Origin of the sequence: Dactylosporangium fulvum (assembly GCF_025137375.1) — a bacterium.
Lineage (GTDB): Bacteria > Actinomycetota > Actinomycetes > Mycobacteriales > Micromonosporaceae > Dactylosporangium > Dactylosporangium fulvum.
Genome location: NZ_CP073720.1, coordinates 8885205 through 8899603, shown reverse-complemented (window position 1 = coordinate 8899603; position 14399 = coordinate 8885205). Strand labels below are relative to the sequence as shown.

Annotated in this window: 13 protein-coding genes and 1 riboswitch; of the genes, 10 read left to right on the top strand and 3 right to left on the bottom strand. The window is 72.2% G+C overall.

Annotation, left to right across the window (positions count from 1 at the left end; all coding sequences use genetic code 11):
* Nucleotides 1–51: 51 nt before the first annotated feature.
* From Dfulv_RS40815 to Dfulv_RS40795, 5 genes are all read left to right on the top strand, one after another.
* On the top strand, nucleotides 52–405 hold the full coding sequence (locus Dfulv_RS40815) for a VOC family protein (protein WP_259859165.1): 354 nt from the start codon (nucleotides 52–54) through the stop codon (nucleotides 403–405).
* On the top strand, nucleotides 402–1508 hold the full coding sequence (locus Dfulv_RS40810; RefSeq protein WP_259859164.1) for an AI-2E family transporter: 1107 nt from the start codon (nucleotides 402–404) through the stop codon (nucleotides 1506–1508). The genes Dfulv_RS40815 and Dfulv_RS40810 overlap by 4 nt, the downstream gene beginning before the upstream one ends.
* 32 nt (nucleotides 1509–1540) lie before the next feature.
* A complete protein-coding gene (locus Dfulv_RS40805) occupies nucleotides 1541–2788 on the top strand; it encodes a deoxyguanosinetriphosphate triphosphohydrolase (RefSeq protein WP_406568049.1) in 1248 nt (415 codons plus the stop codon).
* Nucleotides 2781–4037, top strand: a complete 1257-nt coding sequence (locus Dfulv_RS40800; RefSeq protein WP_259859162.1) for an NAD(P)/FAD-dependent oxidoreductase — start codon at nucleotides 2781–2783, stop codon at nucleotides 4035–4037. Before Dfulv_RS40805 ends, Dfulv_RS40800 begins: the two co-directional genes overlap by 8 nt.
* A 243-nt stretch (nucleotides 4038–4280) precedes the next feature.
* Nucleotides 4281–4422: riboswitch (cyclic di-AMP (ydaO/yuaA leader) on the top strand.
* 282 nt (nucleotides 4423–4704) lie between these two features.
* Complete coding sequence (locus tag Dfulv_RS40795) at nucleotides 4705–5376, top strand: hypothetical protein (protein ID WP_259859161.1); 672 nt, start codon at nucleotides 4705–4707, stop codon at nucleotides 5374–5376.
* A gap of 13 nt (nucleotides 5377–5389) precedes the next feature.
* On the opposite strand, the gene Dfulv_RS40790 is transcribed toward Dfulv_RS40795, so the two are convergent.
* Together Dfulv_RS40790 and Dfulv_RS40785 are read right to left on the bottom strand one after the other, a co-directional pair.
* Complete coding sequence (locus Dfulv_RS40790) at nucleotides 5390–6502, bottom strand: polyprenyl synthetase family protein (protein ID WP_259859160.1); 1113 nt, start codon at nucleotides 6500–6502, stop codon at nucleotides 5390–5392.
* Between the two features lie 262 nt (nucleotides 6503–6764).
* A complete protein-coding gene (locus Dfulv_RS40785) occupies nucleotides 6765–7766 on the bottom strand; it encodes a SanA/YdcF family protein (protein WP_259859159.1) in 1002 nt (333 codons plus the stop codon).
* A 146-nt stretch (nucleotides 7767–7912) separates the two neighbouring features.
* Here Dfulv_RS40785 and dnaG point away from each other — a divergent pair, with 146 nt between their 5' ends.
* Nucleotides 7913–9760 carry a DNA primase gene (gene dnaG / locus Dfulv_RS40780; RefSeq protein ID WP_259859158.1) on the top strand — a complete coding sequence of 616 codons (1848 nt, stop codon included), beginning with the start codon at nucleotides 7913–7915 and terminating at the stop codon, nucleotides 9758–9760.
* Between the two features lie 13 nt (nucleotides 9761–9773).
* The gene (locus tag Dfulv_RS40775; RefSeq protein WP_259859157.1) at nucleotides 9774–10307 is read left to right on the top strand and encodes a hypothetical protein; all 534 of its coding nucleotides are present in this window, start codon (nucleotides 9774–9776) and stop codon (nucleotides 10305–10307) included.
* Between the two features lie 6 nt (nucleotides 10308–10313).
* Here the strand turns inward: Dfulv_RS40775 and mptB are convergent, their stop codons facing one another.
* Nucleotides 10314–11732, bottom strand: a complete 1419-nt coding sequence (gene mptB / locus Dfulv_RS40770; RefSeq protein WP_259859156.1) for a polyprenol phosphomannose-dependent alpha 1,6 mannosyltransferase MptB — start codon at nucleotides 11730–11732, stop codon at nucleotides 10314–10316.
* A gap of 54 nt (nucleotides 11733–11786) precedes the next feature.
* On the opposite strand from mptB, the gene Dfulv_RS40765 reads away from it, so the two are divergent.
* Genes Dfulv_RS40765 through Dfulv_RS40755 form a run of 3 tightly spaced genes read left to right on the top strand, consistent with a single transcriptional unit; the run spans nucleotide 11787 to nucleotide 14296 of the window.
* Nucleotides 11787–12719, top strand: a complete 933-nt coding sequence (locus tag Dfulv_RS40765) for an ABC transporter ATP-binding protein (protein WP_259859155.1) — start codon at nucleotides 11787–11789, stop codon at nucleotides 12717–12719.
* Nucleotides 12720–13481 carry an ABC transporter permease gene (locus Dfulv_RS40760; protein WP_259859154.1) on the top strand — a complete coding sequence of 254 codons (762 nt, stop codon included), beginning with the start codon at nucleotides 12720–12722 and terminating at the stop codon, nucleotides 13479–13481. It begins immediately after the preceding gene.
* Nucleotides 13481–14296, top strand: coding sequence for an ABC transporter permease (locus Dfulv_RS40755; protein ID WP_259859153.1), 816 nt, complete (start codon nucleotides 13481–13483; stop codon nucleotides 14294–14296). The genes Dfulv_RS40760 and Dfulv_RS40755 overlap by 1 nt, the downstream gene beginning before the upstream one ends.
* Nucleotides 14297–14399: the final 103 nt, after the last annotated feature.

Below are 14399 nucleotides of genomic sequence, written 5' to 3'. Positions count from 1 at the left end.
GACCGCCGGCTGGGCGTAAGGTGTGTCCCCACGCCGACCACGGAGGTGTGCATGGGGAGCCGGTGGTATGCCTTGATCGTCGATGCGATCGACCCCGAACGGCTGGGCCGCTGGTGGGCCGAGGTGCTCGACCACAGGGTCGAAAGCGTGTCACCCGACGAGGTCGTGGTCGGGCCGGCCGTCGACGGGCATCCCCGTCTGGTCTTCCTGCGCCACGACGAGGCGAAGCACGCGAAGAACCGGCTGCACCTCGACCTGCGCCCCGACGACCTCGACGCCGAGGTCGAACGCCTCGTCAACATGGGCGCGCGCCACGTGGACGTCGGCCAGTCCGACGACGCGGCGCTGACCGTGCTCGCCGATCCGGAAGGCAACGAATTCTGCATCATCCGGCCGGACAGATGACCTTCACCAAGGTGTACCGCCTGAGCATCGCCGCCGGCCTGGGCCTGCTCACGGTCGGGTTGAGCGCCTACGCGCTCTACACGGTGCGCCAGGTGCTCGTTCAGGTGATCATCGCGCTGTTCGTGGCGATCAGCCTGGACCCGGCGGTTCGCGTGCTGATCCGCCACGGGGTGCGCCGCTCGGTCGCTGTGGCGGTGATCCTCGTGCTCGCCCTGGCGTTGCTGTCCGTCTTCGTCTGGTCGCTGGTGCCGCCGCTGGTCGGGCAGGCCGGCGATCTGCTACGCAACGTGCCGCAGTACCTCCAGGAGTTGCCCGAGCGCTCCCAGGCCTACCGTGAGATCGCCGACCGGTACGGGCTCACCCAGCGCCTGACCGAGCTCGCCCGGACGCTGCCGGAGAAGGTCGGCGGCGGCGCCGTCGGCGTCGTCACCGGCATCTTCAGCGCGCTCGTCAACGTGTTGCTCGTGGTCGTGCTCACCATCTACTTCATGGCCGACCTGCCCCGGCTGCGGCGGGGGATCGTGCGCCTGGTGCCCCGGGCCGGCCGCCCCCGCGCCGCGCAGGCGATCAACGTGGTCGTCGACAAGGTCGGCGGCTACATGATCGGCAATCTGATCATCTCGCTGTTCGCCGGCGTCTCGGCGTTCGTCTGCATGTTCGCGCTCGACGTGCCGTTCGCGCTGCCGCTGGCGTTCTTCGTCGCGATCACCGACCTCATCCCGCTCGTCGGCGCGACCATCGGCGCCGTCGGCTGCGCCGTGGTCGCGCTGGTGACCACGGATCTCTGGCCCGCGACCATCGTGCTGGCGGTCTTCTTCGTCGCCTACCAGCAGCTGGAGAACTACCTCATCGCGCCGCGCGTGTTGCGCAACACCGTCGACCTGTCCTCGATCGCGGTGCTGCTGGCGGCGCTCGTCGGCGCGGCCGTCCTGGGCGTGGTCGGCGCGCTCATGGCCATCCCGATCGTCGCGGCCGTGAAGGTGCTGATGACCCCGATGGTCGAGGCGCTCAACGAGCCGCCGGCGGAGCGCGAACCGGCGGCGGCACCGCCCGTACCGATCCCGGCGCCACGCGATGAGGACGGCTCTAAGCTCGAACCGTGACGCCTGACGCGCAACGCTGTGTCGAAGAGCCGCTGAGAGACACCCAGCGCTTTGTCGAGGAGCCGTTGAAGGACGTCAGCACGACCTCCGCCGACAACGGGCGGGGACCGTTCCAGCGCGACCGGGCCCGTGTCCTGCACTCGGCAGGGTTCCGCCGGCTCGCCGCGAAGACCCAGGTGCACACGGCCGGCGCCGACGCGTTCCTGCGCACCCGGCTCACCCACTCGCTGGAGGTCGCCCAGATCGCCCGGGAGATGGGCGCCCGGCTGGGCTGCGACCCCGACGTCGTGGACACCGCGGGACTCGCGCATGATCTCGGCCACCCGCCGTTCGGGCACAACGGCGAGGACGCGCTCGACGCGGTCGCCGCGGCCTGTGGCGGGTTCGAGGGCAACGCGCAGACGCTGCGGGTGCTCACCCGCCTGGAGGCGAAGGTGATGGCGCCCGACGGCGGCTCGGCCGGGCTCAACCTCACCCGGGCCGCGCTCGACGCCGTCTCGAAGTACCCCTGGCCGCGCCGGCCCGGCAGCCGCAAGTTCGGCGTGTACCCCGACGACCTGCCGATCTTCGAGTGGCTGCGGGCCGGCGCGCCGGACGGCCGCCGCTGCCTCGAGGCGCAGGTGATGGACTGGGCCGACGACGTCGCCTACTCGGTCCACGACCTGGAGGACGGCATCCACGGCGGCTACGTCCACCTCGCCCCGCTGCGTGTCGACGCCGGCGAGCGGGCCGCGCTGTGCGCCGACGTCGCCGCGGCCTACTCGCAGGAGTCCGCCGCCGACCTGGACCTGATCCTGCTCGACCTGCTCGCCGACCCGGTGTTCGCGCCGCTCGACGACTACGACGGCAGCCACGCCGCGCAGGTCGCGCTCAAGCGGATGACCAGCGTGCTCACCGGCCGGTTCGCCGCCACGGCGGTCACCGCCACCCGGACGGTCCACGGTGACGGACCCGTCCGGCGCTACGACGCCGACCTGGTCGTGCCGCCGCTGGTGCGCGCGCAGTGCGCGTTGCTGAAGGGCATCGCCCTGCGGTACGTGATGCGCCGCCCGGGATCCTCGCAGCGGTACGCCCACGAGGTCACCGTCCTGCAGGAGCTGGTCGCCGGGCTGCTGGACCGCGCGCCCGACGGCCTCGACCCGGTTTTCGCGCCGATGTGGCGGGCGGCCCCCGACGACGCCGCCCGCCTTCGGGTGGTCGTCGACCAGGTCGCCAGCCTGACGGACCTGTCGGTGCTGGCATGGCACGAGCGATTGCGGAAGGCTGATGGGCATGGCTGACGAGCGGACATTTGTGATCGTGGGTGCGAGCCTCGCGGGTGCGAAGGCGGCGGAGACGCTGCGCGCCGAGGGCTTCACCGGCCGGATCGTGCTGATCGGCGAGGAGGGCGAGCGGCCGTACGAGCGGCCGCCGCTGTCGAAGGGCTACCTCCTGGGCAAGGAGGAGGCGCGGGAGAAAGCGTTCGTCCACCCGCCGTCGTGGTACGACGAGCAGGGCATCGACCTGCGCCTCGCCACCCGGGTCACCCACCTCGACCCCGCCGCGCACACGGTCACCCTCGACGGCGTCGACGTGCTGCCGTACGACAAGCTGCTCCTCACCACCGGATCCCGGGTCCGCACGCTCTCCGTCCCCGGCGCCGACCTGCACGGGGTGCGCTACCTGCGCACCGTCGACGAGGCCGACGCCCTGCTCGAGCACCTGCGCGCCGCGGACAACGTCGTGGTCGTCGGCGCCGGCTGGATCGGTCTCGAGACCGCCGCCGCGGCCCGCAAGCACGGCGCCAACGTCACCGTGGTCGAGCAGGCCGCCCTGCCGCTGCAACGGGTGCTCGGCGACGAGGTCGCGACGGTCTACGCCGATCTGCACCGCGCCAACGGCGTGGAGTTCCGCTTCGGTACGTCCGTCGCCTCCTTCAGCGGCGACGGCGCGCTGTCGTCGGTGGTCCTCACCGACGGCACCGAGCTCCCCGCGGACGTCGCCATCGTCGGCGTCGGCATCCAGCCCAACACCGAGCTGGCCGTCGACGGCGGCCTGGCGGTGGACGACGGCATCCTGGTCGACGCGGGCCTGCGCACCTCCGACCCCGACGTCTACGCCGCCGGCGACGTGGTCAACCAGGAGCACCCGCTGCTGGGCCGGCGCGTGCGGGTCGAGCACTGGGCCAACGCGCTGAACGGCGGCAAGGCGGCCGGCAAAGCACTGCTCGGCGAGGAGGTCGTCTACGACCGGGTGCCGTACTTCTTCACGGACCAGTACGACCTGGGCATGGAGTACAGCGGTCACATCGGTCCGGAGGGCTACGACCGGGTGGTGTTCCGCGGCGACCCGTCGATCGTGGACGGCAAGGCCCCGGAGTGCGTCGTGTTCTGGGTCAAGGACGGCCGCGTGCTGGCCGGCATGAACGTCAACGTCTGGGACGTGACGGACGACATCCAGAAGCTGGTCCGGGCCGGCTGGTCCGGCACGGCGGTGGACCTGGACCGCCTCGCCGACCCCGGTGTGCCGCTGGGGGAGCTGCTCGACTGACCGCACGATCGTGATGCTTTTGCCGGAGCACCCGGAAACCGGCGGGCCCGCGCGCTGTGGCGCGCGGGCCCGCGGCGTCAAAGGCCATCGACACCGGACCGGGGTGACCGAACGTGTGACGGCGGACGGTGAGCGTTCAGGTGCGGCGGGTGGGATCCCGTTGCTGCGGCTGTCCGGGCCGGAATCGGGCCAGTAGTGTCGGGTCGTCTGCCGCGGTCGTCGAGCGCCGATTCCGGTGCCGCCGGGCAGGCGCCGTCGAGTCGCGATCCGATCGCGAGCCGGGGACCCAAGAAGTCCTGGGGTGCATCCGCGGCCTGGCCGTGGTAGGGCGAATCCTCCCGCCCGAACCCGTCAGCTAACCCGGTAGGCGGCCTCGGAAGGAGTTCCAGGTCTTGCATCAGCATGCTTTCGCAGATGCTCCCGTAGCGGCCGCCCGCCGTCTCCCTCGCAGACGGGTGAGCGCTCGGTCGTAGCGCTTCACCGCTGAACCAGACGCCAGCGCGACATCGCGTGTCGCGTCGTTTCCGCGCGCCCTCTCCCGTGCGTCGTCCATATTCACGCGCCGTTGTGGTGCGTGCTTCGCCGTGCGCTGATTCCGCGCCGCCTGCTTGAGGACTTTGCTGTGAAATCGTTGCCACGTCAGTTCCAACCACATCACCGGCGGTCGGTGCTGTTGCCGCTCAAGGTCGGCACCGCGTCCGTCGCCGTATTCGCACTCTCCCTGCTGGCCACCGGTTCCGGCGATCAGCAGTCCCGTGTGGACACTTCGCTGCCGGCGTTCGGCGCCCCGCCTGCGTATGCGCAGGACGTCACGCTCGTCCAGACGGTCCCGGCGCCTTCGCCGTCACAGTCGTCGGCGCCCGCGGCCCCGCCCGCGCCTCCGGTGGCGGCCTCACCCGCGCGGCCCCAGCCGGTCGCGGGGCTCAACCAGCTCCAGATGGACAACGCCGCGATCATCGTCCGGCAGGGCAAGGCGCAGGGGATGCCGCGGCGGGCGCTGGTCGTCGCGGTCGCGACCGCGATGCAGGAGAGTGATCTCCACAACGTGGCCAGCTCGGCGGTGCCGTCGTCGTTGCGGCTGCCGCACCAGGGCGTCTCCACCGACCACGACTCGGTCGGCCTGTTCCAGCAGCGGGCCAGCCAGGGCTGGGGCACCGTGCCGCAGCTGATGGATCCCGACCACTCGGCGATGCTCTTCTACAACGCGCTGTCGCGGGTGAACGGCTGGGAGCGGATGAGCGTGACGGCCGCGGCCCAGGCCGTGCAGCGATCGGCGTTCCCGGGTGCTTACCAGAAGCACGCGTCGCGAGCGGAGCAGGTCGTCGCGGCCCTGACCTGAATTCCGCCGCTGGTCAGGCCGCGTGGCGGGTCGCGCGCCTCGCCAGGGCCACCAGCTCGGCCACCGCGGCGGGGGACGGGATCGCCAGGTCGAGCGCGAGCAGCGCCTGGGCCAGGAGGTCGTCGGCCTGCTGACGGCACCAGGCGCGGGCGCCCGACTGCTCGATCGACTTTGCGGCCCGCTCCAGGTCGGTGTCGCCCAGGCGGCCCTCACGGCCCAGCAACTCCGCCAGCTCGTCCGCCCCGGCCGCCAGCGCCGCGGTCACCGGCAGTGAGCGGCGGCGACGGCGCAGGTCGGCGTAGGGCGGGCGGCCGGTCTGTGCCGGATCGCCCCAGATGCCCAGCAGATCGTCGGTGAACTGCACCGCCAGGCCGAGCCGCACCCCGAAGAGCCGCAGCTGCTCGACCTGCGCACGGTCGCCGCCGCCGGCCAGGGCACCCAGCGCGCAGGCGCTGCCGAGCAGGGCACCGGCGTGGCGTTCGGCCGCGGACAGGCACTCCCGGAGCAGGTTGCCCCGATCGCCAGTGGCCCGGTCGCCCAGGACCAGCGTCGTGTGATCGCCGTGCAGGAGTTGCTGGACGGTGTCGCCGAGAATGCGGACCGTCGTGCTGCCGGTGATCGGGCCGGTCCGTTCGCGGGTCGCCTGGCGCACCGCACCGGACACCGGGCGGACCGGTCCGGGGGTGGCGCAGCCCGTGGGAGGGACCGCCGGGCGGGTCGGGTCGCCGGTGGCCGCCACGTCGAACGCGAGCGCCAGGAGGGCCTCGGCGCCGAGTGTCGCCGGCCGCGCACCGAAGACGCTCCAGGCGGTCGGGCGGTGCTTGCGGGTGAGGTCGCCGGTGTGCAGGTCGCGGCGGATCTCGGTCCAGTGGTGCAGCAGCTCGACGGCGACCGCGGCGGGCACCGCGTCGTGCGGGTCGCCGCCCACGGCGCCGGCGCAGACCAGCGTGAGCGCGGACCGCTCGTGCGCGGCGCAGGAGCGAGGGCCGTCGGCCCACCCGAGCTGCAGGTCGGCGATCTGCCGGGACGGCTCGGGCAGCCGCGCGACGGCGGCGCGCAGGGCCGGATCGACGAGCCGGCCGGCCCAGGCGAGGACGTCGTCCACATTGCGCAACACGATGACCATCAGCCGTGCCGTCCAGTGTCTCGTCTGGTGACCGTCACCGGGCACGCACCACCCATCACACGGGAAATCGGATCGCGCCGATCTCCCGTCGGCGCCGCGGACCTGGTCAAGTATGCCGGTGCGGTCCGCCGGACACGCCGGAAACGCGACGCACGTCCGGGCGTGGCGGGAACGGTTGTCGCCCGTCCGGTGCATGTCGCGCGAAAACCCGCGTGTCGCGGCGAAGCTCCGAATCCGGCGGGAACAGGGCCGAATCGGTCTACTATGGACGGATTGCCCGCTCGAGTGCCGGGTCCGGTGGCGACTGTACGGCCGGAGGCCGGTGCCGCAACGCCTCCCATGCCGCCTTCGGCCCGGCGGCGACGTCTCTGGCCGTGTTGTACCAGATCGTCACCGACCGGCAGCCCTCGCAGCGGGCCGGCACCCCGACCGCCTCCACACCCAGCCGGCGACACAGCGTGATCGCACGGTGCAGGTGCAGTTCCTGGCTGACCAGGAGGGCGCGGCTCACCCCGTACACATCGTGGGCCCTGCGGCAGGTGTCATACGTGTCGAGGCCGTACGGGTCGACGACCATCCGCGCCGGGTCGACGCCCCGGCCGGCGAGGTACTCACGCATCACCCGGACCTCGTCGCCCGAGCCTCCCCGCGCGTCGCCGGAGACCAGCAGCGCCCGCACCTTGCCCGCGGTCAGCAGGTCGATCGCGGTATCGAGGCGGCCCTTCAGGAAGGGCATCGGCTGACTGCCGCCCGGCGCCACCTGTGCGCCGAACACGATCGCCACATCCGCGGCGGGTGCGTCGCCGACGGTGACGATCCGGCCGGCCGAGGACAGCCGGATCCAGGCCGTCGGTGCCAGTACCAACGCGGCACAGACGACCGCGGCGAGCACGAACCGGACGGTCAGGCGGCGACGGCGCTCCCGGCGGGTCTCCCGGCCCTCCGGCAGGGTGCGGCCCCGGCGGCCGCGCCGTGCGGCGCGCTCGACCTCGAAGAGGAACCACGGCGGTAGCGTTGCGTCGGTGCGCAACTTCGCGCGCTCGTCGTCGTTCAGGTAGCCGGTGACGTGGTCGACCGCGACCGAGTAGGCGGCCATCCGCCCGGCGCCGCGCCCGCGGGGCCGCACCACGAGCCAGATGCCGAATGTGGCGACGACCACCAGCCACCCGGGCGGCCGGAGGCGCCGGCTGCGGCGGCTGAGCCGGTCCTGCGCGGCCAGCCAGGCGAGACGGTCGTCGCGCAACCTCGGCGCGGGGTTCGGCATGGCGGCAGCATCGCACGGGGTGACCGGCCGGCGCCGCCCCGCGGGTCGTAAATTGTCGGTGCGGCGAGGCCAAGCGCCGCAGGCGTCGGCCGGCCCTCGGCGGGACTGAGGCAGGATGTAGGACGTCGGGTCTGGGGAGGTGGCGATTGGCCGGCAAGATCAGGGACGAGGACATCGCCCTGGTGCGGGAGCGCACCGCGATCGCTGATGTCATCTCCGAGCACGTGACGCTCAAGTCGGCCGGCGGCGGCAACCTCAAGGGTCTCTGCCCGTTCCACGACGAGAAGACCGCGTCCTTCAACGTCTCACCCGCTCGAAACGTGTATTTCTGTCACGGCTGCGGTGCGGGCGGTGACGCCATCAAGTTCCTGATGGACCACGACCACCTGACGTTCGTGGAGTCGGTGGAGCGGCTCGCCGGGCGCGCCGGCCTGCAGTTGCGCTATGTCGAGGCGGGTCCGGCGCCGATCCGCCAGACCGGGCAGAAGCAGCGGCTGATCGCCGCGCACGCGGAGGCCGCCCGGTTCTACGCCGAGCAGCTCGGCACGCCCGGCGCCCGCGCGGCGCGCGAGTTCCTCGCCCAGCGCGGCTTCACCCGGGAGGCGGCCGAGCGGTACGGCTGCGGTTTCGCACCCGAGGGGTGGGATCCGCTGACGAAGCACCTGCGGCAGAAGGGGTTCACCGCCGCCGAGCTGACCGGCGCCGGCCTGTCCCGGGAAGCGCGCTCCGGCAGCCTGATCGACCGGTTCCGCCGCCGCCTGCTGTGGCCGATCAAGGACATCTCGGGTGAGGTGATCGGGTTCGGCGCGCGCAAGCTGTTCGACAACGACGACGGCCCGAAATACCTGAACACGCCGGAGACGCCGCTCTACAAGAAGTCCCATGTGCTGTACGGCATCGATCTCGCCAAGCGGGAGATCGCGAAGCAGAGCCGCGTGGTCATCGTCGAGGGGTACACCGACGTGATGGCCTGCCATCTGTCCGGCGTGTCGGTGGCCGTCGCCACCTGCGGCACGGCGTTCGGCGCCGACCACATCGCGGTGCTGCGCCGGCTGCTCATGGACGCCGACGGCTACGGCGGCGAGATCATTTTCACGTTCGACGGCGACGCCGCCGGGCAGAAGGCGGCGCTGCGCGCGTTCGAGGACGACCAGCGGTTCGTCGCGCAGACGTTCATCGCGGTCGGCCCCGACAACATGGACCCGTGCGACCTGCGCCTGGCCAAGGGCGAGGCGGCCGTGCGCGACCTGGTCGCCGACCGGCAGCCGCTCCTCGACTTCGCGTTGCGGTCGGTGATCCAGCGGTTCGACCTGGACCTCGCCGAGGGCCGTGTCGGTGCGCTGAAGGCGACCGCGCCGCTGGTCGCCAAGATCAAGGACCGCACGCTGCGCCCGGAATACGCCCGCAAGCTCTCCGGCGACCTCGGCATGGAGCTGGAGACGGTCCAGCGGGCGGTCAACGCGGCGGCGAAGGGTGTCGTCGACCCGGTCGTCCCGCCGCAGCGGCGCGCGGTCGCCCCGGACAGCCCGGAGGGCCTGGTCGAGCGCGAGGCGCTGAAGCTCGCGCTCCAGCAGCCGGTGCTGGCCGGCCCGATGTTCGACGCGGTCGGCGCGCAGGTCTACGGGCACCCGACCTACGTCGCACTGCGCACCGCGATCGCCGAAGTGGGCGGTGCCTCGTCGGGCACCGGCGGCGCGGTGTGGATCGAGCGGGTCCGCGAGGCGTGCATCGACCTGGCCGCCGCCGCGCTCGTCACCGAGCTGGCCGTCGAACCGTTGCGGCTCGACGGCGAGCCCGACCCGCGATACGTCGAGGCGACGATCATCCGGCTGCAGCTGCCCGCGCTCAACCGTACGATCGCCGAGCTCAAGTCCAAGCTGCAGCGTATCAACCCGGTGACCAACGCCGACGACCACCTGCGCCTGTTCAGCGAGCTGGTGTCGTTGGAGCAGCACGCCCGGGCGCTGCGTGATCGCGGCGCGAGCCGCTGGTGAAGGTGCGGAGGGCATGTTCGGTTTCCTGAAGAAGCGCCGGCTCCCGGCGGACAAGCGTCCGAAGCTCGACGTCGAGGAGCGGATCGTGGCGTGGGCCGGCACGACCGGCGACAACGTCGTGATCGCCACCAACCTGGGCCTCTGGTTGCCGGGCGCCGACGCGCGGCTCGGCTGGCACGAGATCCACAAGGCGACCTGGTCGGGCCGGCAGCTCTCCCTGATCGCGGCGCGGGAACTGCCCGCGGAAGACGGCGGCGACTACGTGGTGATGGAGGACCTGCCGCCGCTCGTCCTCACGCTGCTGGACCCGGACCGGGTTCCGGAGCAGGTGCGGGTGCGGGTCAACAAGTCGATCGCCCACACCTCGCACCACCCGCTGGTCGACCGCGTCGGCGTCCGCGTCGTCGGCCGCCGGGTCCCGGGGATCAACGGGCTGCGCTGGACGGTCCGCTACGACGAGGGTGTCGACCCCGCGGCGCCGGAGGTCGCGGAGCAGACGGCCGAGCTGGTGGCCTGGGCGAAGACGGGCGCCGGCCCGACGCCCTGACCCTGCTCAGCGCAGATCGCGAGCGGGCTCGCCGGGCGCGGGGAGCGGGGCGGCGGGCTCCGGTGCCTGCCAGAGCGCCTTCACCGCCGGGCGGTTCCGCAAGGCCCACACCACGACGGCGACGACCAGGGCCACGTCGAGGAAGGCGCCCGGCACCTTGGTCTTCGTGGCCAGGCCGAGGCTGTCCGGCAGGGTGAGGAACACCAGGCCGGCCGCGGCGGCGTGCACCACGGTCCGCAGCCGGCCCGTCAGCGTCGTCCCGGCCAGGACGGCGATGCCGGCGATCGCGTACCAGGCGTAGAACACGGGGCCGAGCACCGCCGCCACCAACAGGGCCACGCCGGCGGCCGTGAGCACCGGCTGGGCGGCCGAGTCGGGCCGCCGCCGGGCGGCGCGCAGGGCCCACAACCACAGGACCAGCAGCGCGGCGGCGAGCACGACGAACCCGGCGGCCCGCGCGGCCGCTACCGCGGTGTCGAAGGAGCCGGGGGCGCCGAGCATGCGCAGGACGTATCCGGCGGCCATGCCGACCCCGGTCGGGATCGACAGCCATTGCACCATCGTCGTCGTCGAGTCGAGCGCGCCGAGGAAGCCGAGACCGTGGGACGTGACGGCCGCGAGGACGGCGTACGTGCCGATCAGCGCGGCGGTGAACGTCACGGGGGAGAGGCGGCGCCTGGCCGTTCCGCCGAAGCACATCAGCAGCACCGCGAACGGCGCGGCGATCAGGGCCGTGACCTTGACCGCCACGGCGAGGCCGAAGACGAGCCCGGCGAGCATCGGCCGGCGGCGGGCGGCGAGGGCGAACCCGGCGAGCGCGAACCCGGCCAGCAGGATGTCGTTGTGGGCGCCGGAGACGACGTGGACGAGGACCAGCGGGCTGGCGGCGAGCAGCGCGTTGCCCCGCGACAGCCGATACGCGGCGGCGACGCACAGCAGCAGCCCGAGCACGGCCACGACGCGGAACAGGCCGACCATGACGAGGATGTCGCCGTGGGCCAGGCCGGCCACGCCGCCCTCGATCGCGAGCCACAGCGGCCCGTACGGCGTGGGGGTGTCGCGCCACAGCGGCGGCACGGCCGACAGCCAGGTGCACGGCAGGGCGGACGGCCCGACCCGGTAGAGGTCGAGGCCGGCGTTGAAGAGCTGACCCTGGCAGCCATACGCATAGACGTCCTGCGCGCCGAGCGGCGGCGCGACGAGCACCGGCAGGCTCCACAGCGCGGCGGTGCGCAGGAGGCTGCCCGGCGACGGCTCGTCACGCAGCGCCCACCAGGCGCGGACCAGCAGGATCAGCGCGACGAACCAGACCGCGACGCCGGTGACCCAGGCTGCGTCGTGGTGGTAGGGCTTGCCGGCGAGAAAACCGCTGACTGCCAGCAGGACGGACGCGGCCAGCCCCAGCCAGCGCGGGTTGAGGCGCACCCGTGCATGGTAAACACCTCGGAAAGTGTCGTACCCCTGGGCTAGGGTCGGCGCGTGGTTGATGACGGGGCGTTGATCGCGGCGAGTGCGCTGGTCAAGCGGTTCGGTGACTTCACCGCGGTCGATGGCATCGACGTGCGGGTGGCCGCCGGCGAGGCGTTCGGCTTCCTCGGGCCCAACGGCGCCGGCAAGTCGTCCACCATGCGGATGATCGGCTGTGTGTCCCGCCCGACGAGTGGCTCCCTGCGCATCCTGGGCTTGGACGCCACGCGCGACGGCCCGGCGATCCGGACCCGGCTGGGGGTCTGCCCGCAGCAGGACTCGCTCGACCCCGAGCTGACCGTGGTGGAGAACCTCGTCGTCTACGCGCGCTATTTCGGCGTGCCCCGCAAGGTCGCCCGCGAGCGGGCGCTGGAGCTGCTCGACTTCGTGCAGCTCGCGGACCGGGCGGATGACAAGGTCGAGCCGCTGTCGGGCGGGATGAAGCGCCGGCTCACCATCGCCCGGGCGCTGGTCAACGAGCCCGACATCGTGCTGCTCGACGAGCCCACCACCGGTCTCGACCCGCAGGCCCGCCACCTGGTGTGGGAGCGGCTGTTCCGGCTCAAGCAGCGGGGCGTGACGCTCGTGCTGACGACGCACTACATGGACGAGGCCGAGCAGTTGTGCGACCGGCTGGTGGTGATGGACGCGGGCCGGATCGTGGCGGAGGGCTCGCCGCGGCAGCTGATCGAGCGCCACTCGACCCGCGAGGTGGTCGAGGTGCGGTTCGGGCTCGACCCACTCGACCACCTGGCCGACAAGCTCGACGGCGTCGGCGAGCGCACCGAGGTGCTGCCCGACCGCATCCTGGTCTACACCGGCGACGGCGACGCGGCGGTCGGGGAGATCTCCGCGCGCGGCCTGATCCCGTCGAGCGTGCTGGTGCGCCGCAGCTCCCTGGAGGACGTGTTCCTGCACCTGACCGGCCGGACGCTGGTGGACTAGATGGCGACGCTCGCGGCGTTGGAATACCACCTGGTGTCCTACCGGCGCACCTGGCGGTCCAGCGTGCTCAGTTCGTTCGCGCTGCCGGCGATGTTCCTCGTGGCGATGGGCATCACGGTCGGGCACTACGTGGACGCCCGGTCGACCGCGATCGGCGTGCCCTATCTGGACTACATCGGGCCGGGCCTGCTGGCATCGACCACGTTGCAGGTGGCGATCGCCGAGTCGACGTGGCCCGTGTTCTCGGCGTTCAACTGGATCCGGACGTATCACGCGATGCGGGCCTCGCCGTTGACCAGTGGCGACATCGTCCGCGGGCACCTGCTCTACATCATGTTGCGGGTCCTGCTGGCGGCCGGCGGGTTCCTGCTGGTGCTGCTGCCGTTCGGGGCGCTGCACTCGTGGTGGGCCCTGGCGACTCCGGTGCCGGCGATGCTGGTGGGGCTGGCCTGCGCGGCGCCGTGCTTCGGGTTCGCCGCGGCGGTCGGCAACGACGGCTACTTCGCGGTGCTGTTCCGCCTGGCGGTGGTGCCGATGATGCTGTTCGCCGGGGTGTTCTTCCCGGTCGAGGACCTGCCCGCCGCCGCGCGGGTGCTGGCCTACGGCTCGCCGTTGTGGCACGGCGTCGAGCTGTGCCGGGCGGCGACGCTCGGCGGGCCGACCGCGTGGGGCGTGCCCGCGCACATCGGCGTGCTGCTGCTGTGGTGCGCGACGGGTTACCTGCTCGCGGTCCGCTACTTCACCCGGAAGCTGGAAGACTGATGGTCACGACCCTGGTGGCGGCCCGCGTGGCGCGGCTGGACCGCGGCGCGGCCGGCGCGCTGTCGGTGACCGGGCGAAACCTCGCCGCCGCACGGCACGCCGCGTATTGGCTCGTGCTGATGTCCGGCTTCGCCGAGCCGCTGCTCTACCTGCTCTCGATCGGCGTCGGGGTCGGCAAGCTCGTCGGCGACGTCGCGCTGCCCGACGGGCGCCTGGTGACGTATGCGCAGTTCGTCGCGCCCGCCATGCTCGCCGCGTCGGCGATGAACGGCGCGCTGGCCGAGACCACGATGAACTTCTACGGCAAGTTGAAGTACATGCGGCTCTACGACGCGACGCTGGCCACGCCGATCACGCCGCTGCAGATCGCCGGCGGTGAGCTGATCTGGGCCATGGTGCGTGGCGGGGTCTACTCGGCGGCGTTCCTGATCATCATGGCCGTGCTCGACCTGACCACGCCGATGTGGGCGCTCGCCGCGTTCCCGGTGACGCTGCTGGTCGGCTTCGCGTTCGGCGGGCTCGGCATGGGCCTGTCCACGCTGCTGAGATCGTGGCAGGACTTCGACTACGTCAATGTGACGCAGTTCGGGCTGTTCCTGTTCAGCGGGACGTTCTCGCCGCCGTCGGACTTCCCGCCGGTGCTGCGGGTGATCGTCGAGCTGACCCCGCTGTATCACGGTGTGGCGCTCATCCGCGCCGTCACCACCGCGTCGCCGCACTGGGGTCTGCTGTGGCACGTGGTCTATCTGGGAGCGCTCGCAGCGGGCGGGCTGTGGCTGGCGAGCCGCCGCATGGGCAAACTTCTGCTGAAGTGATTTGTGCCGATTAGCGTCACCCTAGTGGATCATCCAGTACGGCTCTGACCTGCTGAAACGTGCATATTTTCGAGAATGGACGAACTTCCGTCCAATCGAGCAA

Coding starts and splice junctions, on each gene's coding strand:
- Dfulv_RS40815 (WP_259859165.1), top strand. CDS start 52: ATGGGGAGCCGGTGGTATGCCTTGATCGTCGATGCGATCGACCCCGAA.
- Dfulv_RS40810 (WP_259859164.1), top strand. CDS start 402: ATGACCTTCACCAAGGTGTACCGCCTGAGCATCGCCGCCGGCCTGGGC.
- Dfulv_RS40760 (WP_259859154.1), top strand. CDS start 12,720: ATGGCGACGCTCGCGGCGTTGGAATACCACCTGGTGTCCTACCGGCGC.
- Dfulv_RS40790 (WP_259859160.1), bottom strand. CDS start 6,502: ATGGTCATCGTGTTGCGCAATGTGGACGACGTCCTCGCCTGGGCCGGC.
- Dfulv_RS40785 (WP_259859159.1), bottom strand. CDS start 7,766: ATGCCGAACCCCGCGCCGAGGTTGCGCGACGACCGTCTCGCCTGGCTG.
- Dfulv_RS40755 (WP_259859153.1), top strand. CDS start 13,481: ATGGTCACGACCCTGGTGGCGGCCCGCGTGGCGCGGCTGGACCGCGGC.
- Dfulv_RS40775 (WP_259859157.1), top strand. CDS start 9,774: ATGTTCGGTTTCCTGAAGAAGCGCCGGCTCCCGGCGGACAAGCGTCCG.
- Dfulv_RS40800 (WP_259859162.1), top strand. CDS start 2,781: ATGGCTGACGAGCGGACATTTGTGATCGTGGGTGCGAGCCTCGCGGGT.